This is a genomic window from Microbacterium sp. A94 (assembly GCF_051842855.1).
Lineage (GTDB): Bacteria > Actinomycetota > Actinomycetes > Actinomycetales > Microbacteriaceae > Microbacterium.
The window spans coordinates 183,749-204,429 of record NZ_JBPXMU010000003.1; the positions used below are offsets into that span (position 1 = coordinate 183,749).

Annotated in this window: 20 protein-coding genes and 1 tRNA gene; 17 read left to right on the plus strand and 4 right to left on the minus strand. The window is 65.4% G+C overall.

The window, feature by feature from the left end:
• Positions 1-32 precede the first annotated feature (32 nt).
• From ftsH to ACSU1L_RS10440, 9 genes are read left to right on the plus strand one after another with little or no spacing between them, the layout of a single operon-like run.
• Positions 33-2,048, plus strand: a complete 2,016-nt coding sequence (gene ftsH / locus ACSU1L_RS10400) for an ATP-dependent zinc metalloprotease FtsH (protein ID WP_438253001.1) — start codon at positions 33-35, stop codon at positions 2,046-2,048.
• Between the two features lie 2 nt (positions 2,049-2,050).
• Positions 2,051-2,659: a GTP cyclohydrolase I gene (gene folE, locus ACSU1L_RS10405; protein WP_438253002.1), complete on the plus strand. Its 609-nt coding sequence runs from the start codon at positions 2,051-2,053 to the stop codon at positions 2,657-2,659.
• Entirely contained in the window at positions 2,656-3,456 is an 801-nt protein-coding gene (gene folP / locus ACSU1L_RS10410) for a dihydropteroate synthase (RefSeq protein ID WP_439255725.1), read from the plus strand. The genes folE and folP overlap by 4 nt, the downstream gene beginning before the upstream one ends.
• A 2-nt stretch (positions 3,457-3,458) precedes the next feature.
• A complete protein-coding gene (gene folB, locus ACSU1L_RS10415) occupies positions 3,459-3,833 on the plus strand; it encodes a dihydroneopterin aldolase (RefSeq protein WP_439255849.1) in 375 nt (124 codons plus the stop codon).
• The gene (gene folK / locus ACSU1L_RS10420; RefSeq protein WP_439255726.1) at positions 3,833-4,384 is read left to right on the plus strand and encodes a 2-amino-4-hydroxy-6-hydroxymethyldihydropteridine diphosphokinase; all 552 of its coding nucleotides are present in this window, start codon (positions 3,833-3,835) and stop codon (positions 4,382-4,384) included. The genes folB and folK overlap by 1 nt, the downstream gene beginning before the upstream one ends.
• The gene (locus tag ACSU1L_RS10425) at positions 4,381-4,863 is read left to right on the plus strand and encodes a DUF3180 domain-containing protein (RefSeq protein WP_438253005.1); all 483 of its coding nucleotides are present in this window, start codon (positions 4,381-4,383) and stop codon (positions 4,861-4,863) included. The genes folK and ACSU1L_RS10425 overlap by 4 nt, the downstream gene beginning before the upstream one ends.
• Positions 4,820-5,410, plus strand: a complete 591-nt coding sequence (locus tag ACSU1L_RS10430) for a PH domain-containing protein (RefSeq protein WP_438253006.1) — start codon at positions 4,820-4,822, stop codon at positions 5,408-5,410. Before ACSU1L_RS10425 ends, ACSU1L_RS10430 begins: the two co-directional genes overlap by 44 nt.
• Positions 5,407-7,143, plus strand: coding sequence for a PH domain-containing protein (locus ACSU1L_RS10435; RefSeq protein WP_439255727.1), 1,737 nt, complete (start codon positions 5,407-5,409; stop codon positions 7,141-7,143). The genes ACSU1L_RS10430 and ACSU1L_RS10435 overlap by 4 nt, the downstream gene beginning before the upstream one ends.
• On the plus strand, positions 7,133-7,822 hold the full coding sequence (locus ACSU1L_RS10440) for a DUF2520 domain-containing protein (protein ID WP_439255728.1): 690 nt from the start codon (positions 7,133-7,135) through the stop codon (positions 7,820-7,822). Before ACSU1L_RS10435 ends, ACSU1L_RS10440 begins: the two co-directional genes overlap by 11 nt.
• An 11-nt stretch (positions 7,823-7,833) precedes the next feature.
• Here ACSU1L_RS10440 and ACSU1L_RS10445 read toward each other — a convergent pair whose 3' ends face one another.
• Positions 7,834-9,645 (minus strand): DUF2207 domain-containing protein, encoded by a 1,812-nt coding sequence (locus ACSU1L_RS10445; protein ID WP_439255729.1) that lies wholly within the window; start codon positions 9,643-9,645, stop codon positions 7,834-7,836.
• 105 nt (positions 9,646-9,750) lie between these two features.
• Here ACSU1L_RS10445 and lysS point away from each other — a divergent pair, with 105 nt between their 5' ends.
• On the plus strand, positions 9,751-11,280 hold the full coding sequence (gene lysS, locus ACSU1L_RS10450; protein ID WP_439255730.1) for a lysine--tRNA ligase: 1,530 nt from the start codon (positions 9,751-9,753) through the stop codon (positions 11,278-11,280).
• A gap of 16 nt (positions 11,281-11,296) precedes the next feature.
• On the opposite strand, the gene ACSU1L_RS10455 is transcribed toward lysS, so the two are convergent.
• Positions 11,297-12,406, minus strand: a complete 1,110-nt coding sequence (locus tag ACSU1L_RS10455; RefSeq protein ID WP_439255731.1) for a DUF4192 family protein — start codon at positions 12,404-12,406, stop codon at positions 11,297-11,299.
• Positions 12,407-12,525: 119 nt separating this feature from the next.
• Here ACSU1L_RS10455 and ACSU1L_RS10460 point away from each other — a divergent pair, with 119 nt between their 5' ends.
• The 3 genes from ACSU1L_RS10460 (at position 12,526) to ACSU1L_RS10470 (ending at position 15,060) form a co-directional block, all read left to right on the plus strand.
• On the plus strand, positions 12,526-12,699 hold the full coding sequence (locus ACSU1L_RS10460) for a hypothetical protein (RefSeq protein WP_438253013.1): 174 nt from the start codon (positions 12,526-12,528) through the stop codon (positions 12,697-12,699).
• A gap of 84 nt (positions 12,700-12,783) precedes the next feature.
• A complete protein-coding gene (gene cls, locus ACSU1L_RS10465; RefSeq protein WP_438253015.1) occupies positions 12,784-14,238 on the plus strand; it encodes a cardiolipin synthase in 1,455 nt (484 codons plus the stop codon).
• A 63-nt stretch (positions 14,239-14,301) separates the two neighbouring features.
• Positions 14,302-15,060 (plus strand): hypothetical protein, encoded by a 759-nt coding sequence (locus ACSU1L_RS10470; RefSeq protein ID WP_439255732.1) that lies wholly within the window; start codon positions 14,302-14,304, stop codon positions 15,058-15,060.
• Positions 15,061-15,078: 18 nt separating this feature from the next.
• Here the strand turns inward: ACSU1L_RS10470 and ACSU1L_RS10475 are convergent, their stop codons facing one another.
• Positions 15,079-16,077, minus strand: a complete 999-nt coding sequence (locus ACSU1L_RS10475; RefSeq protein WP_439255733.1) for a diacylglycerol/lipid kinase family protein — start codon at positions 16,075-16,077, stop codon at positions 15,079-15,081.
• Between the two features lie 58 nt (positions 16,078-16,135).
• Between ACSU1L_RS10475 and serS the strand changes: the two genes are divergently transcribed.
• From serS to ACSU1L_RS10495, 4 genes are all read left to right on the plus strand, one after another.
• A complete protein-coding gene (gene serS / locus ACSU1L_RS10480) occupies positions 16,136-17,419 on the plus strand; it encodes a serine--tRNA ligase (protein WP_439255734.1) in 1,284 nt (427 codons plus the stop codon).
• Positions 17,416-18,246 carry an HAD family hydrolase gene (locus ACSU1L_RS10485; protein WP_439255735.1) on the plus strand — a complete coding sequence of 277 codons (831 nt, stop codon included), beginning with the start codon at positions 17,416-17,418 and terminating at the stop codon, positions 18,244-18,246. The genes serS and ACSU1L_RS10485 overlap by 4 nt, the downstream gene beginning before the upstream one ends.
• A 44-nt stretch (positions 18,247-18,290) precedes the next feature.
• Positions 18,291-18,375, plus strand: a tRNA-Ser gene (locus tag ACSU1L_RS10490).
• A gap of 54 nt (positions 18,376-18,429) precedes the next feature.
• Positions 18,430-19,653: an LCP family protein gene (locus tag ACSU1L_RS10495; RefSeq protein WP_439255736.1), complete on the plus strand. Its 1,224-nt coding sequence runs from the start codon at positions 18,430-18,432 to the stop codon at positions 19,651-19,653.
• A gap of 8 nt (positions 19,654-19,661) precedes the next feature.
• Here the strand turns inward: ACSU1L_RS10495 and ACSU1L_RS10500 are convergent, their stop codons facing one another.
• Entirely contained in the window at positions 19,662-20,669 is a 1,008-nt protein-coding gene (locus tag ACSU1L_RS10500) for a LacI family DNA-binding transcriptional regulator (RefSeq protein ID WP_439255737.1), read from the minus strand.
• Between the last annotated feature and the right edge of the window lie 12 nt (positions 20,670-20,681).

Here is a 20,681-nt window from a genome sequence, read left to right on the forward strand (position 1 = left end):
CACTAACCGAGGCGCGATACGCTGATCGCATCATGAACGTGAAGAAGATCACCCGGAATCCGCTGGTGTATGTGGCGCTGATCGGTATTTTGCTGTTCGGCGGGTTTTTGCTGATCTCGAACCTCGGCGCTCCGAAGACGATCACGACGCAGGAGGGCCTCGACCTTCTCTCCGGCGAGACCGTCACCGAGGTCACGAACACCGACGGTGATCAGCGTGTCGATATGACGCTGTCGAAGGCGTTCGAAGACTCCAAGAAGGTCCAGTTCTACTACGTGGATGCCCGCGCGGACGAGGTCGTCACCGCCATCACCCAGGCAGACCCGAAGGACGGCTTCAACGACGTCGTGCCGCGCGCGACCTGGTTTGACGGCTTCCTCTCTCTTCTTCTTCCGCTCGTCCTGCTGGGTCTGCTGTTCTGGTGGCTGCTGTCCTCGATGCAGGGCGGTGGCGGCAAAGTCATGCAGTTCGGCAAGTCCAAGGCGAAGCTGGTCAGCAAGGAGACGCCGACGGTCACCTTCGCCGATGTCGCCGGGGCCGATGAGGCGATCGAGGAGCTCGAGGAGATCAAGGATTTCCTCCAGGATCCCGCGCGGTTCCAGGCGATCGGCGCTCGCATCCCGAAGGGCGTGCTGCTGTACGGCCCTCCCGGAACCGGCAAGACCCTGCTCGCCCGCGCTGTCGCCGGCGAAGCGGGTGCCCCGTTCTACTCGATTTCGGGTTCTGACTTCGTCGAGATGTTCGTCGGTGTCGGCGCATCCCGAGTGCGTGACCTGTTCAACCAGGCCAAGGAGAACTCTCCCGCCATCATCTTCATCGATGAGATCGACGCCGTCGGACGTCACCGCGGTGCCGGCATGGGTGGCGGCAACGACGAGCGTGAGCAGACGCTGAACCAGATGCTCGTCGAGATGGACGGCTTCGACCCGAACGCGAACGTCATCGTGATCGCGGCGACGAACCGCCCCGACATCCTCGACCCGGCTCTGTTGCGCCCGGGTCGTTTCGACCGCCAGATCGGGGTGGATGCTCCGGACCTCAAGGGCCGACTGCACATTCTGCAGGTGCACGCCAAGGGCAAGCCGCTCGCTGAGAGCGTCGACCTCGAAGTCGTCGCACGCAAGACCCCGGGCTTCACCGGTGCAGATCTTGCCAACGTGCTCAATGAGGCTGCGCTGCTGACCGCGCGCTCGAACGCGCAGCTGGTCGACAACCGTGCGCTGGACGAAGCCATCGACCGCGTGATCGCCGGCCCGCAGCGTCGCACGCGCGTCATGAAGGATCGTGAGCGGCTCATCACCGCGTACCACGAGGGTGGACACGCACTGGCTGCGGCGGCGATGAACTACACCGATCCCGTCACCAAGATCACGATCCTGCCTCGTGGCAAGGCCCTCGGCTACACGATGGTGATGCCGCTGGATGACAAGTACTCGGTCACGCGCAACGAACTGCAGGACCAGCTGACCTACGCGATGGGTGGCCGCGTCGCGGAGGAGCTCATCTTCCACGACCCGACCACCGGTGCGTCCAACGACATCGAGAAGGCGACCAGCATCGCCCGCAAGATGGTCATCGAGTACGGCATGACGACCGATCTCGGCCCGATCAAGCTCGGCTCCGAGGGCGGCGAGCCCTTCGCTGGTCGCGACATGGGCCGCGGGCGCGAGTACTCCGAATCGGTGGCCGAACGCGTCGACAATCAGGTGCGACAGCTCATCGAGCAGGCGCACGATGAGGCCTACCAGGTGATCAGCGACAACCGTGACGTCCTCGACCGCCTCGCCCTGGCCCTCCTCGAGGAGGAGACCCTCGACCACAACCGGATCGCCGAGATCTTCAGCGATGTGCGCAAGCTTCCCGAGCGCCCGCTGTGGCTGTCGAGCAACGAGCGCCCGGTGTCGGAGCGTCCCCCGATCGAGGTGCCCAAGCGCGTGATTCCGGCGGATGCTGCAGCTTCCGTCGAGGGCGCGGCGGATGCTTCGGCATCTCTCGGTGCGACCGACGGCGCGCCGGCATCCGGACAGGCACGCCCGGCGACGGCCTGATCGTGGCCGTCGACAGGGAGCGTGTCGAGCGGCTGACTCGCGAGCTTCTCGAAGCGATCGGAGAGGATCCGGAGCGCCCAGGACTCAAGCAGACGCCGGCGCGGATGGCCGATCTGTACGCGGAGTTCTTCGCCGGAGTCGGTGAGGATGCTGCGGAGCCGCTGGCTCGTACGATCAGCGTTTCTCGCGGTCCGGCGCCCGAGACGCTGCCGTCAGGCGCTGTGATGCTGCGTGACATCCGTTTCCGCTCGGTGTGCGAGCACCACCTGCTGCCCTTCGCCGGCCGTGCGCACATCGCCTATCTGCCGGGTGAGCAGGTCGTCGGCCTCGGAGCGCTCGTCCGTGTTGTCGAGACTCTCGCCGCCCGCCCGCAGGTGCAGGAACGGCTCGGTGAGCAGATCGCCGACACCATCGCCGAGCACCTCGATACTCGCGGCGTGCTGGTGGTGCTGGATGCCACGCACGGGTGCGTGACGATGCGCGGCGGCCGCCAGAGTGAAGCCTCCACGCTGACGATCGCTGCGCGCGGTGACTACAGCGAGCCGATCGCACGGCAGGAACTGATCGCACTGATCGGTACCCTTCGACCGGCTCAGGGACCGGATCAATGACCGGCATCTGGGGCATCGTCAACGTCACACCGGACTCCTTCAGCGACGGCGGGCAGTTCATCGACCCTCAGCGTGCGATCGCCCACGGACTCGCACTGCGAGATGCCGGTGCATCCGTACTCGATGTCGGCGGCGAATCGACCCGTCCTGGCTCCGAACGCGTCGATCCGGCCGTCGAAGAGCAGCGAGTGCTGCCGGTTGTCGAAGCCTTCGCCGCCCGCGGCATTCCGGTGAGCATCGACACCATGAACGCCTCGACAGCCGCAGCGGCAGTTCGAGCCGGCGCCCGCATCGTCAATGACGTCTCCGGCGGTCTCGCCGACCCCGGCATGCTGGCAGCCGTCGCCTCATCCGGCGCCGACTTTGCGATCGGACACTGGCGGGGTCCTTCAGACGACATGTATGCGCACGCCGACTACCGTCGGGCGTCACGCGAGGTCGCCAGCGAACTGCGATCGCGCGTGGGGGCGGCGGCCGCCGCCGGCATCGCACCGGCACGCATCATCGTCGACCCGGGCATCGGATTCGCCAAGGCGGGGGAGCAGAACTGGGATGTGCTGCGCGGGATCGCCGATATCAAGGCGCTCGGGCATCGGGTGCTCATCGGTACCTCGCGCAAACGATTCCTGTCCGAGACGCTCAGTGGCACTCCCGCGGACGTCGACATCGAACGCCGCGATCTTGCCACCGCGGTCACCAGCGCTCTCGCAGCCCGTCACGGTATCTGGGCCGTGCGGGTGCACAACGTCGCAGCGACCCGGGATGCCCTCGCGGTCGCGCACGCCTGGGAGGGATGACGATGTCGACCGATGTGATTCAGCTCACCGGGCTCACGGTTTTCGGCCGACACGGCGTCTTCGAGCACGAACGCGAGAGCGGCCAGGAGTTCGTGATCGACCTCAGCCTGCATCTTCCGCTGACGGATGCCGCGGCATCCGATGATGTCACCGACACCGTCCACTACGGCGAGCTCGCCGAGAGCGTGGCGGCCGTTGTCGCCGGTGAGCCGGTCAACCTCATCGAGACGCTCGCCCAGCGCATCGCCGACGTCGCACTCGCGGACCGGCGTGTTCAGCAGGTGACCGTTACCGTCCACAAGCCGCATGCTCCGATCGCCCTGACTTTCTCGGACGTGTCGGTGCAGATTACGCGCACGCAGGCGGGGGAGGGCTGATGACGAGGATGCCCCCGTTGACCGCCCCGAACGCACGGTCCGGTCGCGAAAGCGTGAACGCGGTGGTCGCCATCGGGGCGAATCTCGGCGACCGCGAAGAGACGATCCGCCGTGCGGTCGAGCGCATCTCCCGGCTGCCGCTCGTCGAGGACGTGCGGCTGTCGCCGCTGTACGAGACGGTGGCGGTGCGCCTGGATGGACCGGACCCGGATGCTCCGACCTATGTGAACGCCGTCGTCGTGTTCGCCACCCGGCTCGCGCCCGAAGTCCTGCTCGGGCTGCTGCACGCCATCGAGGACGAGCACGGTCGGGTGCGACGGGAACGCTGGGGCGACCGCACCCTCGACCTCGACCTGATCACCTATGCAGACGTGACCTCGGACGATCCACAGCTGCTGTTGCCGCATCCGCGCGCCGCCGAGCGGCTGTTCGTCTTGGAGCCGTGGCTGAGCCTCGATCCGGATGCCGAAATCCCCGGAGTCGGACGGATTGATCGTCTGGTCGAGGATCTGCGAACGGATGCCGCGGGCAGCAGCCAGGGGCATCCGTGAAGCGCACATCTGCGGTCGCGCTGATCCTGCTCGCGCTGGTCGGCGGCGGAGCGGGGTATCTGCTCGACCATCTGCTGACGGTATCGGGACGCGCAACTTTCGCCCCATCAGGTTTCTTGCCCGTCCTCCTGCTGCTGATCGCGGCCGCCGTGCTCGCGCTCGCGTGGCCGGTACGGCGCAGCGTGCAGGGGCGCACGGCCGGACGCATCGATCCGTTCCGCGCAATCCGTGCGGCGACGCTCGCGCGGGCATCGAGCCTTCTGGGCGCGCTCATGGCGGGTTTCGGTGCCGGGTTAGGAGTGTTTCTCCTCTCGCGGCCGGTGACCGCACAGGTAGGGTCGATTGTGGCGATGGCCGCGCTCGTGGTGAGTTCGCTCGTCCTCGTTGCCGCAGCACTCGTCGCTGAACACTTCTGCACTCTTCCGAAGGAACCTGATGACCGACAGCCAGATCACACCGCCGGAGCCGACGGGCGCTGACCGATCACCGGCTGCGCAACCGGTGCTCGATGAGGGCACCTACGAGCAGATCCGCGAGCCTCGCGGGGCCGGACGACTGGCGCTTGATGGGCACTGGCACCAGATCTCGCCGCGCTACGTCGTCTCGCAGTTCGTGCAGGAGGGGCTGCTGCTCGCCCTGGTGATCATCGCGGCGCTTGTCGTCGGACTGGTCTTCGACCAGAAGTGGGTGTGGATTCCCGCCGGGATCATCACCGTGGTGATTCTGTTCACCCTGGTGATCCTGCCCCGCCAGGCGAAGGCTGTCGGCTACATGCTGCGTGCGGATGACATCGTGTTCCGCAAGGGCATTCTGTGGCAGCGCGTCATCGCCGTTCCCTACGGGCGCATGCAGCTGGTCGACATCACGCACGGGCCGCTCGACCGCGCCTTCGGCGTATCTCAGCTGAAGCTGGTCACTGCCGCGGCGACGACGGGTGTGCAGATTCCGGGACTGACCCAGGCCGCTGCCGAAGCACTTCGCGACACCCTCATCGAGGTCGCCGAGACCCGTCGGACCGGCCTGTGAGCACCCCTGCCGAGAGCACGCCAGCACAGAACGTTCCCGTGCCGAGCGCATCGCTCGCAGACGGTGAATGGCATCGGCTGCACCCGCTGACCCCGCTGTTCAAGGGCGGCCTGGTGCTCATCATCGTCGCCGGTGTTGTGCTGAATAACTTCCGCGATCGCATCATCTTCTGGGCGATCAACCTCTTCGCCCCAGAAGAGGTACATGTCGACGAGTACTACGGCGCCGGTGACCCCGTGGACTGGGTGATGGCGAACAACCTCATTCTGGTCGCACTGCTCGCCGTGCTCGGCGTTCTCATCGTGCTGATTCTGCTCTTCTGGATGGTCTGGCGGTTCCAGGAATTCCGCATCTCCGACGAACACGTCGAGGTGCGAAAAGGCATCATCTTCCGGTCGCAGCGTCGGGCGCCCCTGGACCGTGTGCAGGGCGTCAACCTGACGCGGCCCTTCCCCGCACGCCTGATCGGGCTGGCCAAACTCGAGGTCGTCGGTGCGGGAACCGACGCGAACGTGCCTCTGGAGTACCTCTCCACGTCCAAGGCCGAGGGTGTGCGCTCAGACATCCTCCGCCTCGCATCCGGAGCACGCGCGATGCGTCGTGGCGAGACCCCCGGTGCGCAGCCGGCAACAGCGTCGGCGACGATGCGCTCGCAGCTGGTCGGTTCGATGAACCACGGGGTCAATGACCTCATCGGCGGCGTTGACCTGGCAGACGTCGAGCCGGAAAGTGTTGTGAAGATCCCCACCGGCCGACTCGTCGGCTCGCATCTGCTGACCGGGGTTCTCTGGTTCCTGTTCTTCCTGGTGATCTATGCGGTCTCGCTCGGATTCACGATCCCCGTGATCCTCTCCGACGGTGACCCGGATGCCTGGATCGGCGTGGTGGCGATCATCTTCGGTATGGGGATTCCGTTCATCATTGCGACAGTCGCCATCACCTGGGGCCAGATCTCCAAGTCGCTGCGCTACTCGATCGCTCCCACCCCCGACGGTGTGCGCATCACCTACGGCCTGTTCACTACGGTGACCGAGACGATTCCGCCCGGCCGCATCTTCGCGGCTGAAGTGACGCAGTCATTGCTATGGCGGCCCTTCGGCTGGTGGGCGATCAAGATCAACCGCATGTCGGGAAAGAGCGCCTCACAGCAGCAATCCAGCTCGGCGCAGCAGTTCAACGTGGTGCTCCCGGTCGGCACCCGCGCCGACGTGGAGCGCGTGCTCGCGCTGATCCTCCCGAACCTGCCGGCGGAGGATCTGCCGCTGGTCTGGGAGCACGGCATCCTGGGCCCGCAGGCTGAGGATCCGTACACCTCACTGGAGCGGCGAGCATGGTGGCGCCGACCGGTGTCGTGGAAGAGGCATGGACTCGCCGTCACGGACTTCGCACTGCTGATGCGTCGCGGCCAGGTATGGCGCAAGCTCGCTGTTGTCCCGCTGGCTCGGCTGCAGGGCATCTCCGTCTCGCAGGGGCCCATCGACCGCGTCCAGCGGGTGGCCTGGATGAAGGCGCACAGCGTCGCCGGGCCGATCCTCGGCGAGGTCGTCGGAATCGACAGCGTCACAATGATGGCGACGATGCACGATATCGCGCAGAAAACCTACGCCGCGACTGGGCGGGATCAGAGCCACCGGTGGGCGCAGCACGTTCACGTGGTGGAGAATGCTGCGGGCGGGGGCCCTTCGACAGGCTCAGCGGCCGCGGACGCAGACGGGGAACCGCGTGAAGCGTGACGGACGCCTCGGTGTCGGCATCGTCGGCGCCGGACGAGTCGGGCCGGTGATCGGTGCTGCGCTCGCCGGAGCGGGGCATGCGATCACGGGGATCACGAGCGGGTCCGACGACGATCGCGTCGCCGGGATCCTTCCGGATGTTCCGGTGCTTGACGCCGCCGAAGTGCTGCGGCGCAGTGAGCTGGTGATCCTGGCCGTGCCGCATGAGGAACTGCCGGGCCTCGTCCACGGTCTCGCCGAGGTCGGTGCTTGGCAACCCGGACAGCTCGTGCTGCACACCGACCCGGCGTATGGGATCGGTGTGCTCGAGCCCGCGCAGCGTTCGGGCGCGATCCCCCTGGCGGTGCACCCGGCGATCTCATTCACCGGAACCTCGATTGATCTGCGCCAACTGCAGGTGAGCTTCGCTGCTGTCACAGCCCCCGCTCCGGTGCTGCCGATCGCGCAGGCGCTCGCCGTTGAACTGGGGTGCGAGCCGGTCGTCGTCGATGAAGACAACCGTGCGGCCTACGCGGAGGCGATTGCGACGGCATCCGAATTCTCTCGAGCGATCATCGGACAGTCGACGTCGTTGCTGCGGGGAATCGGCGTGGAGAACCCGGGCGGGTACCTCTCTGCGCTCGTGCAGTCGACCGTCGAACGGGCGCTGCGCGAGGCATCCGACCCGCTCCTACCCTGACGCCCTGGCCGTCAGCGTCCGCCGGAGAACCCGCCGCCGCCTCCGCCGCCGGAGAAGCCTCCACCCATCGACCCGCCGGCGCTCGATGAACCGCTGCTCGGGGCTGTGTAGGTGGACGACGTCTGGGTGACCGACGAGAAGATCAGCATGCGGGTGACCAGGCCGTAGTGGGAACCGTTGACCCATTCCGGGTCTTGCTGCGCGGCGCCGTAGGCGACTTCGAGCACCTTGCCCCATTCGCGCTCCTGGCCGAACAAGATCGCATAGGGGAGCAGCTTCTCGTAGACGTGGATCACATCGATGCTGCCGTCGCTGCGCCGCTCTGCGCCGGTGTACGACTGCAACATCTGTAGCCGGTCGGCTTCGGCGACGCGAATGAATTCGCGCACGCCCTCCAGATACTCCAACTGCAATGCACCTTCCCTGGTGAGGACGGTGTGCTTTTTGAAGGCCACGACGCTGGAGATGAGCACGGCGATGCCGCACAGCAGCGTCACGAAGAAGACCGGGCCCGCCGACGCGCGTCCGGTGAACATGCCCCAGCCCAGCAGAAGCAGCATGCCGGCGAACACCACCAGAGCGAGGGTCTGGATGATGCGCGCCAGCGTGCTGCGGGCCTTCGTCGTGAATCCGCGCTTGTCCGCTTCCTTCGGCGCCGCCGCGAGCAGCTTCTGAATCCGTGCCGCAAATGACGAGCTGTTCTTCGGCATCTTCATGACGACGCCCAATTCGGTGCTGCCGAACAGTGCCTTCAGTGACCGTTCATCGAGCGGATCGGGAATCGGTGCCTCGAGTCGGCGCAGGCGTGGCCGACGCTTCTTCTGACCTTCCTCCGGGAGTTCCTCCACGCGGAGCAGGCCCTGCACGGCGAGGTGGATGATCTGGGCGCTGAGAGCGTCCTTCGCCTTCGGGACGATCGCACTCGCCAGCAGAGGCGGCATGGAACCGGGCACGTCGTACTGTGCGACGATGATGCCGGTTCCGCGTCGGCGGGAGCGAATCATGGATCGAGTGGCGAACCACCCGCCGAGCGAGAGCAGAAGAGCACCGCCGCCCACGGCGTACGGCAGTACGTCGGTGGCAGCGTTGGGCTGGCGCGCGGACGGCTGAGTCACCGTGCCCGAATCGAGGCCGATCGCGACAGTAAGGCCTTCGCCCGCAGGGACATCACGCGCGGCGACGCTGAACGCCGCGCCGTCGATGGTGATGTCGCACGTGGCGGTGGAATCCTGCTCTCCCTGGTAGCAGGAGGAGGCGCTGCCGGTGAGATGTTCGGCCAGCTGATCATCAAAGCGGATCTCCGCGTGGAAGGATGCAATGTCCTGAGTGCTGTCCAGGGGCAGAAGGTTCCAATAGAACTCGTCGAGCCCGCTCTCGGTCGCCGCGAGGATCACATCGCGCATCTCGTACTCGATGACGTACGTCGTCGGGCCGTGCACATAGTCGTCGTTGCCCGTGAGTACATACAGGAAACCGTCGTCGTCATCGGTCTCGTAGGGGACGTCGTCGCCGTTCTCATCGCGCACGGAGAGGATCCTCGTGTCGATGCTGGCGCCCTCGAAAGAAGTCGGGTAGCCGGCGACGATTCCGCGGTTTTGGTCGAAGTCGGGGAACCCCGCAACGCGGGTCTCCTCGACGTGCATCTTCGCTCGTCCCTCGTCATCGAGGCTGATCTCGAACGTGGAATCCCACGACGAGAAGTCGAAGTCGTTGACGTTCGTCGACGCGGCAACAGCCGCTGTTGCGGGCGCCGACCCGAACAGCACCGCCCCCACCGCCGCGGCGAGAAGAGCGAGAATACGGGGAAGGCGACTCGGAGTCATGCTTCGAGCGTAGCCACGCGTGCTGCGGCTACCTGGACGAAGCCCCCAGGGGAAGGGGGCGCGTGCCCAGCCCGGTAAACTGGGACAGACTTTCAAGGAGCCGCTATGACCCCCGCGCCTGACGCGCCTGCATCAACCCCCGACGACGCCTCCGCCGAGGACATTCACGAGCAGAAGGCCGTGCGTCTCGCCAAGCGAGAGCGGCTGATCGAACAGCGAGCGGATGCCGCGGGCGGGGCGTTCCCGGTCGCTGTTCCCGTGACGCACACCATCCCCGCGCTGCGCGCCGAATACGGCGACCTCGATGCCGGGGCCGAGACCGGCGTCGTTGTCGGTGTCGCCGGTCGTGTGGTGTTCAGCCGCAACACCGGCAAGCTCTGCTTCGCCACCCTGCAGGCCGGCGATGGCTCTCGCATCCAGGCGATGGTCTCACTGGCAGAGGTCGGCGATGAATCGCTTGCGGGCTGGAAGGAGTTCGTCGACCTCGGCGACCACGTCTTCGTGCACGGCCAGGTCATCTCCAGCCGCCGCGGCGAGCTGTCGATCATGGCAGATGACTGGACGATCGCATCGAAAGCGATCCTGCCGCTGCCGAACGCCTACGCCGACCTGAGCGATGAGAGCCGCGTGCGCAGCCGTTACCTCGACCTCATCCTCCGCGAGCAGGCGCGCGTTACCGTGCGTGCACGGGCCGCGGTCAACGCGAGCCTTCGTGCGACGTTCTCCTCGCACGAATACCTTGAGGTGGAGACGCCGATGCTGCAGGTGCAGCACGGCGGGGCATCCGCTCGTCCGTTCATCACGCACTCCAACGCCTTCGATACCGAGCTGTACCTGCGCATCGCGCCCGAGCTCTACCTGAAGCGCGCGGTCGTCGGCGGTCTCGAGCGGGTGTTCGAGATCAACCGCAACTTCCGCAACGAAGGTGCGGACTCGACGCACAGCCCGGAGTTCGCCATGCTTGAGGCCTACCAGGCCTACGGCGACTACAACCAGATGGCGGAGCTGACCCAAGAACTCGTGCAGAAGGCGGCCATCGCCGTTTCTGGTTCGACGACGGTGACGTGGGCTGACGGCACCGAGTACGACCTCGGTGGCCAGTGGGATCGCGTGTCGATGTACGACTCGCTGTCCGAGGCGACCTCGCGCACATTCACGACCGAGGATGCCGTCGAAGACCTCATCGCCTTCGCAGAGAAGCACGGTGTGGATGTGCCGCCGCACGCCACGCACGGCAAGCTCATCGAAGAACTGTGGGAGCACTTCGTCAAGGGTGATCTGACCCGCCCGACCTTCGTGATGGACTTCCCCGTCGACACCTCGCCGCTGGTGCGCGAGCACCGCTCGATTCCGGGCGTCGTGGAGAAGTGGGACCTGTACATTCGCGGGTTCGAACTGGCCACCGGCTATTCCGAGCTCGTCGATCCGGTCATCCAGCGGGAGCGTTTCGTCGAGCAGGCGAAGCTTGCCTCCCGCGGAGACGTCGAGGCGATGCGAGTCGATGAGGAGTTCCTCCGTGCCCTGGAGCACGGTATGCCGCCATCGGGCGGTATGGGGATGGGCATCGACCGGCTGCTCATGGCGATCACCGGCCTGGGCATCCGCGAGACGATTCTGTTCCCGCTCGTCAAGTGACCATCAGCGCGGGGGCTTATGCGCCCCCGCGCTGGAAAACCCACTCGGGCAGCACAGCAGCGCTCGTCATGACATCGATCAACCGTGCCATCGAGTACGCCGGGTCGATCTCGGCGACGGCGTCGAGATAGCGGGCGGTATGGGTTGAGCGACCCAGCGCCCACGACAGCCAAGCTGCGAGAGTGAGGGGCGCCGGACGCGCGGCGCGTGGTGCTCGCGCGGCAAGGTGCTGCGTCAGGGCCAGCGCTGCCTTGAGCCGTTCAGGATCCGGCGCGATGCCGCGACCGAGCAGTACCATTCCGAGCTCATCCGAGATGGTCTCCGCCTCGTGCGCATAGGCCAGCTGCGCCGCCAATGCGCGAACGCCGGTAGGCAGATCCGTCGCCCATTGCAGCAGCGCGGAGTCGCGGAACGGCGGCAGGTTCAGACACCACAGCAGCCCGGCCGCGGCGTACGGCGGCATATTCTCGGGGTCGTCGAGAGCGTCTTCGAAGAACTGCGGCAGATCGTCGAGCATTCCGGATGCTTCGATGGCCTGCGGATTGATGCGCTGGTTGCGCGGCTCCTCATCGGCGGAGAGGAATGCGGTCAGATCACGCAGAGCCCGGGCGACTCGTTCCTGCTCGAACACGCCGATCTTCGGCAGCTCCGCTCCGGCATCCTGATCGGTGTCGACGTCGAGTTCCGGGGGCGCTGCGGGTTCGGGAATGACGTCGAGCGGCTGCAGGACCGGGTCGTCATCCAGATAGCTCGACCACCCCTCCGGGGTCACGCAGAGGGCATCCACGATGCGCAGCCCCAGATCATCGACCACCTCGAGGAGATTGTCGACCAGCACGCACGATGGCAGAACGATGCCGTCGGGGGTGTGCTGCGGGTACTCATCGGTGTAGACCACGACAGCGATAGCGTTCATCCCATCGACCCGAGTGATCAGCTCTACAGCGGTGTCGACGTAGGTGTTCAGGTCAACGTCGGGGCGGGGCAGATCGATGCGCATGGCGCCGTGAGTGCGGGAATCGTGAAAGGGGAGCAGGACGACGCTCTGTCGGGGTCTGAACCCGGCAAGGGTGGGCACGATGCCGAGGAACTCGGCGGAATCGGTGGCTCGAAGGACTGTGTTCATGTCGAAAGTGTGCCGCGGTTCGAGCATCCGAAACCGAACTCACAGGCACATCTGTCAGCACCTCGATTGTGGAGGACAAGTCGTGCCGCACCCCAGGGTCGACAGCGTACGATGGAGGGATGGACAACTTCTGGGTCGCTGCGGCGTGGTCGCTCCTGCCGACCCTTGCTGTCGCGTTCGTGTTTTTCTTCGTGCTGCGCGCGATCTTGCGCTCCGATCGCACGGAACGCAACGCTCGTGCCAGGGTAGAAGCCGAAGAGCGAGCCGTACGCGGTTTGCCACCGCGCCCCTGACGGGCGATTTCGACTTACCGGCTACTCTGATCTCAGACGCCGAATTCGGCAGGTTCTGACAGGTTCTTACCGGGGGTGATGGGCGTGGTTGGATGGCCGTGGTGGATTCTTGCGATCGCCGCCGTCATCGACATCACGATCCGTGTGATCGCGATCATCGTGATCCCGCGCAACCGCCGGCCTACATCCGCGATGGCCTGGCTGCTGGCAGTGTTCTTCATCCCGTACGTGGGCGTGCTCCTTTTCCTCGTCATCGGCAACCCGAGGCTGCCGCGTGCCCGTCGGCGTAAACAAGACCAGATCAACGCGTACATCAAAGAGGCCAGCGATCAGCTGCACTTCGGCACGCTGCGCCCGAACGCCCCGGAGTGGTTCCCCTCGCTGGTGGCGATGAACCAGAACCTCGGGGCTCTGCCGATCTCCGGTGATAACGGCGCGCATCTGATCAGCGACTATCAGGAATCGTTGGACGCGATGGCGGAGACGATTCGCACGGCGACGGACTACGTCCACGTGGAGTTCTACATCCTGCAGTCCGACGACTCCACTGACAACTTCTTCCGCGCTCTCGAAGAGGTCGCCGCGCGCGGGGTCGAGGTGCGCGTGCTGCTGGATCACTGGGCGAACCGCTGGAAGCCGCGTTATCGCAAGACCATCAAGCGGCTCGATGCGATGGGGGCCGACTGGCACCTGATGCTGCCCATGCAGCCTTTGAAGGGGCGGATGCAGCGCCCTGACCTGCGCAACCACCGCAAGCTTCTCGTGGTCGACGGCAACGTCGGTTACCTGGGTTCGCAGAACATCACCGATTCCACCTACAACCTGCCCAAGAACATCAAGCGCGGGCTGCACTGGGTTGACCTGATGGCACGCGTCGACGGTCCGATCGTGCTGAGCCTGAACGCGATCTTCCTCAGCGACTGGTACAGCGAGACCGACGAGATCCTTTCCGAGATCGACATCACCCAGGCGGAGATCGGCAGCGCGGACCTGGACTGTCAGATCATCCCCTCCGGCCCCGGGTTCGAGGTCGAGAACAACCTGCGGCTGTTCCTCGCGCTGCTGTACGCCGCCCGCGAGAAGGTCATGATCGTCAGCCCGTACTTCGTGCCGGACGAAGCTCTGCTGTTTGCCGTCAGTGCCGCCTGCGACCGCGGCGTGCATGTCGAGCTTTTCGTCTCGGAGGAGGGCGATCAGGCGGTCGTCTACCACGCACAGCGAAGCTATTACGAGGCGCTGCTGCGGGCCGGTGTCCGCATCTGGATGTACCGCAAGCCGTACATTCTGCACACGAAGAGCCTGACGATCGATGACGAGATTGCGGTCATTGGTTCGAGCAACATGGACATGCGCTCGTTCGGTCTCAACCTCGAGATCTCGATGCTCGTGCGCGGCGAGGAGTTTGTCGCCGAGATGAGAGCAGTGGAAGACAAGTATCGCTCATTGAGTCGCGAGCTCACGCTCGAGGAGTGGATGCAGCAGCCGCTGCGCTCCACTGTCCTCGATAACCTTGCTCGGCTTACCTCTGCACTGCAGTAACGACTGCGTCAATATCGGCAGGGCTCTCTGCCGCTGACGCGCGTCGAGCGATACTCTGAGCGCATGACTTCCTCTTTGCGTCTTGTGATGTCGGCAGCGGCTGTGCTCGCCACTGCTCTGCTCGTTGCCGGTTGCACGACTTCGCCGGGATCGTCCACACCGAGCACGTCGAGCGCCCCGACTCCGGATGACTCCGGATCGTCGACGGTGCCGGTAGCTGAAGATGACTTTGAAGCGGCATGGCTCGACGATGGGCGTCTGTTCGCCATCGTGACCTGGGGCTCTTCGATGTGCGTTCCGGTTGTCGATGAGGTCACCGCGAGCGGGCAGACGGTCACGGTCGCTCTCGTCGGTGCACCCAGCGCAGACGGTGCGGAGACGGCCTGCACTGACGACCTCGTTCCTCGCGCGAGCATCGGTGGAGTTCCTGAGGGCGTTGATCCGAAACAGGACGTCGAGTTCATCGTCACCGTCGGTGACGTCACAGACGATATCGATCTTGACGGGAACGCCGCCCTTGCCGGCGCCCCGGGTGAACCGTCTGACTTCCTGCCCAGCGCGGGCTGGTTCGACGACGAAGGCGTCGTGCTGCTCACCTGGGGATCGTCGACTTGCCCTCCGGTCGTGGAAAATATCGAGGAACAGCCGGGCGGTGCGACGGTGACATTCAAGCCTCATGACGGAATTTGCACCATGGACATGGCGCCTCGAGCGACGATGCTCGGATTCAGCGATGACAGCGATGACAGCGACGAGGATGACTTCATTCTGACCCTCGTCGGTGACAACCTCGACGGCACAGTCACCGTGATCGGGAGCTGAGTGATCGAGGGTTGATCCTCAGAGCGCGTCGGTGCGATGGCCCTCGGGCAACGTCACCAGCAGGGCGCCGGGGTCGACCCGGCACTCGATGCGCACGGCCAGACCGAACCCGTCGCCATCCAGTTCGATCGGGGTAGGTGCGACGGCAGCTGCTTCAATGCTCTGTGCGCGCAGATAGCGCACCGAAGCATCCTTGCCGCGCCGCTGCAGAACCAACCGTCCGGCGCGGAACCGGCGCAGCACCGAGTTGTCCCACCAGATCTTGCGCCATACCCCGAGCCAGCCGAGCGGTCCGGTTGGCTGGATGATCGCGATATCCATTTCGCCGTCGGTGATGGATGCCGAGGGGATGAGGGAGATTCCCGCCGGCAGCGTGCCGCAGTTCGCGAAGAGCACGCTGTGCACCTTCGTGGAGTGCAGGCGAGATTCGTCCGCCTGGTAGACGATGCGAAAGGGCTTGGCATTGGGCAGTGAGCGTGCCGCGCCGTCGACATACGCCACCCAGCCCACTGATTTCTTCAGATCCGGCCGCGTGTTCGCGATCATGTCGGCATCCAGGCCCATGCCGGCCAGCACCACGAACGCATGCTCTCCGGTTTCGCCGTTGGCACGGGTCAGCTTCGCCCAGCCGATATCGATGGGATGCCGGAACCCGCGCAGCGCCGCGCGAATCATTGCGTCCGGATCCAGCAGGGGAAGACCGAGGTTGCGAGCGAGCAGATTGCCGGTACCGCTGGGCACGATCGATAGCGGCACCCCGGTGCCGGCCATCTCCTCGGCCACCGCGCGCACCGTGCCATCGCCGCCGGCGACGAGCACGACGTCCACGCCGCGATCCAGGGCCTCGCGCGTCATGCCTTGCCCAGCATCCATGACCGTTGTGGGGTAGAAGGCGGGGTGCGCCCAACCAGCGGTCCTCGACAGTTCACGGACGGTAGCACGCAGGCGCTTCTCGTCGACCTTGATCGGGTTGTAGATGAGAGCGGCCTGGCGGTGCTGCGAGCTGCTCTGCGTCATGCCGATCACTCTACGGCCAGCATCCGCTCGCGCGTGTCACGCCAACTAGACTTGTCGAATGATCGACCTTGCTCTTCTTCGCGACCAGCCCGACCTCGTCCGTCGCTCGCAGGCAGCCCGTGGCAACGACGAAGCCACTGTTGATGCGGCTATCGAGGCCGATCGTTCCCGTCGTTCGGCGCTGACCGCGTTCGAGGATCTGCGTGCCGAACAGAACGCTTTCGGCAAGCAGGTGGCGAAAGCCCCCAAGGACGAGAAAGCGGCTCTTGTCGCGCAGGTGAAAGAACTCGCTGAGCGGGTCAAGCAGGCGCAGCAGGCATCGAACGAGGCATCGGATGCCGCGGCATCCGCTCTCGGGCGCATCGAGAACGTGATCATCGACGGCGTCCCTGCCGGCGGCGAAGCGGACTTCGTTGAACTGCGCCGCGTCGGCGAAGCGCCGACATTCGACTTCGAAGCCCGCGACCACCTCGAGATCGGTGAGATCCTCGGCGCCATCGACATGGAGCGCGGGGCGAAGGTGTCGGGCTCGCGGTTCTACTTCCTGCGCGGCATCGGCGCCCGCCTCGAGATCGCACTGATGAACATGGCGCTCGATAAGGCTCTGCAAAACGGCTTCGTGCCGATGATCACCCCGACGCTGGTGCGCCCGGAAATCATGCAGGGAACCGGATTCCTCGGCGAGCACGCCGACGAGGTCTACCACCTCGACAAGGAAGACGACCTGTATCTCGTGGGCACGAGCGAAGTTGCGCTCGCCGGATACCACAAGGATGAGATCGTCGACCTGTCCGATGGTGCCCTGCGCTACGCCGGCTGGTCGACCTGCTACCGCCGTGAGGCCGGGTCGTACGGCAAAGACACCCGCGGAATCATCCGCGTGCACCAGTTCAACAAGCTGGAGATGTTCGTCTACACGACCCTGGAAGACGCCGAAGCGGAACACCTGCGCCTCGTCGCCCTGCAGGAGGAAATGCTGACCTCGCTTGGGCTGTCGTACCGGGTGATCGACGTCGCGGCGGGGGATCTCGGATCCAGCGCTGCGCGCAAATTCGACATCGAGGCCTGGGTTCCGACGCAGGGTGCGTTCCGCGAGCTGACTTCGACCTCGAACTGCACCACGTTCCAGGCTCGCCGACTCGACGTTCGCCACCGCCCGGCAACGGAGGATGACGCGCCCGCCAAGACGCAGCATGTCGCCACCCTGAATGGCACGCTGGCGACGACGCGCTGGATCGTCGCGCTGCTGGAGACCCATCAGCAGGCGGACGGCTCGGTGATCGTTCCTGAGGCGCTGCGGCCGTATCTGGGCGGGTTGGAAGTTCTGGAGCCGCAGGCATGACCGCCGCTTGGCTTGTCGGCCTCGACGTCGACGGAACGATTATCCTCCAGGACGAGACGATGAGTCCCGGCGTGCCCGAGGCCGTGGCCCGGGTCCGAGATGCCGGAAACATCGTCACGATCGCCACGGGGCGCAGTTGGATGGCCACCGAGCGCTGGGTCGACGAGCTGGAGCTCACTCCTGAATTCGTGGTCTGCTCGAACGGTGCGGTCACCATGCGCCGGGTGGGCGACAGTTGGGAGCGGTGGAACGTCGAACTGTTCGACCCGACAACCGTGCTGGCGCTGCTCACCGAGCGGCTCCCCGAGGCCCACTACATGGTCGAGTTGGAATCCGGGCAACGGCTGTTCACCGGTGAGGTCGATGACTGGACGCTCGCCGGCGGTCGCCAGGTCACGCTGGACGAGTTGGGTTCGCGTCCCGTCTCGCGCGTGGTGGTCGTCTCGCCCGGGCACGACGAGGAAGACTTCCACCGACTGGTTGTGGATGCCGGACTCAACGAGGTTTCCTACGCGATCGGCTGGACGGCCTGGCTCGACATCGCTCCGCACGGTGTCGACAAGGGCACCGCGCTCGCACGCGTTCATTCCGAACTGGGCATCGACGGCGGCAACGTATTCGTCGCCGGTGATGGCCGCAACGACATCGGCATGTTCGAGTGGTCGCTACGCATCGGCGGACGAGCCGTTGCGATGGGACAGGCGCCGCCCGAGGTGAAGGAAGCCGCGGGCGAGGTCACCGCTGACGTCGAAGACGGTGGGCTCGCGCTCGCGTTGGATACCCTGGTGAACCATCCAGCGGCTCCTCAGGTCGAAGCGCGAGAATGAAAGCGACTAGACTCGACCACTGATCAGCAGATTCATCTGTTGATGGAGGGTTGTCCGAGTGGCCGATGGAGCTGGTCTTGAAAACCAGTGGGCAGAAATGTCTCGTGGGTTCGAATCCCACACCCTCCGCAGAAAACTGACTGCGGTACTTCGTAGCACTGCAGTCAGAGTGAAAGGCATCGAGTGAGCGAGAAGATCCGCCGCCGCAGAACCGTCGCGCGCCATGGTCAGTTGCGATCGCCGGGACCTGTCGCGCAGCTGCTCAAAATGCTCGGCGTCGGGCTGACCGTCGTGCTGGTGAGCGCGCTGAGCATCGGTGCTTTCGTGGTGACCGACCTCAGTAACACCGTCAGCGCGAACGCAGTCGAACTCGAGGGGCAGGAGGCTGCTCCGCCGAACATCAGCGAGTATGAGGGCGGGTTCGACCTGCTGCTGGTGGGCACTGACTCGTGCGAAGTGGAGTACGCGCATCTGTTCGGCGACCGGTGCGCGGGGCCTGATTCCGAAGGCAACCTCAACGACGTCAACATCCTGCTGCACGTGTCGGAGGAGCCGCGCCGGCTCACCGCGGTGAGTTTTCCCCGTGACCTGATGCTCCCCATCCCGTCGTGCACGACGGAAAGCGGCGGCACCACTTCGGCGATGAGCAAGCAGCCCCTCAACAGCGCCTACATGTACGGCGGTTTGAACTGCGTCGCCAAGACGATCACTGAGCTCACGGGCCAGGACATCGAGTTCGCGGCATCCGTGACCTTCGGCGGTGTGATCGAGATCACAGACGCGATCGGCGGCGTCGATGTCTGCCTCGCGACCCCGATCAAGGACCACCACACGGGTCTTGACCTGCCGGCTGGTATACACACTGTCCAGGGGATTCAGGCACTGCAGTTTCTGCGCACCCGGCACGGCGTCGGCGACGGCAGCGACCTCGGTCGTATCGGAAACCAGCAGCAGTACATGTCGAGCCTGGCGCGCAAGCTCATCAGCGATGAAGTGCTGGGCAACGTGCCCACGATGCTGCGACTGGCGAACACCGCACTCACCAACCTCGAGGCATCCACGTCGTTGACCAACCCGATGACGATCGCGCAGATCGGGCTCGCGGTCAAGGACGTACCGTTCGAGGACATCGTGTTCCTGCAGTACCCGACCTTCGGTGACCCAGCCGACGTGAACAAGGTCGTCTCCAACACGGCGGACGCTCAGCTGATGTGGGACGCGATCAATGCGAACCAGCAGCTGCAGGTGACCCATGTGAACACCGACAATGAGGGTGTCATCGTGGAAGAGCCGGCGGCCCCGGTCGACCCGGAAGCGGTGCCGGATCCCAGCGTGTACGCGCTGCCCGACGCCATCAAGGGCAACTCGGCGGCTCAGGCGACATGCTCGAACGGCAACGTTCGGTAGAGCAGGCCTCAGCCGGTCGTCGACCTGCGGATGACGAGCTCGGGCGGGAACACCGTCTGACGCGGGATGCTGGATGAATCCGCTGCTTCTTCCAGCAGAACCCGCAGCGCGGTGCGCCCGATCATGCGGCTCGGCTGGCGGATGGACGACAGCGGAACAGCCGCCGCGGCAGCGAACGGGTTGTCGTCGAAACCGATAATGGCGATCTCGTCCGGGACGAGCATCCGCCCATCGATGACCAGGGACTGCAACAGGCCGAGCGCCAGCAGATCGTTGGCGGCGAAGATCGCGTCCGGCCAGTCCCGTCGTGAACGCCCCAGCACGCGAGTGCCGGCGGCAGCGCCCTCCTCCACCGTCATGGCGGCCGTGGCGATGACCTCGAGATCGACGGGGACGGCGGCGTTCTCTGCGGCAGCACGCGCGCCTGCGAGGCGGTCGGTGACCTGGCGCATCTCGAACGGGCCGCCGACGAAGGCGATTCGGCGTCGTCCCGCCTCGATCAGGTGATCGATTGCGAGCCGTCCGCCTGCGACGCTGTCGACCGAGACGGATGAGAACCCGCTGTCGGCGCTGAAACGGTCGACGAGAACAGTCGCGATGCCACTGGAGCGGAATCGACGCAACTGCGTCATCACATCGCCGTACGGTGCGATGAGGAGTCCGCGAACCTGCTGTTCGCGAAAAAGGTCGAGGTACACCTTCTCCCGGGAGGGATCCTCATCGGTGTTCCCGTACAGGATCGCGATTCCGTGGCGGGTGGCCTCGTCCTCCGCTCCGCGGACGACGTCGTTGTAGAACGGGTTCTGGCCGTCGAGCACGACGAACCCGACCGTCGAGCTGACCCCGCCGCGCAGTTTTCTGGCCGCGTCATTGCGCACGTAGCCGAGCTCTTCGATGGCCTGTCCGACTCGTTCGACCGACTCTGCAGACACTTCGTCGGGACGGTTGAGCACATTCGAAACGGTGCCGACGGAGACGCCGGCACGCTGGGCGACATCGCGGATACTCACCGACATTCTGCATTCCTT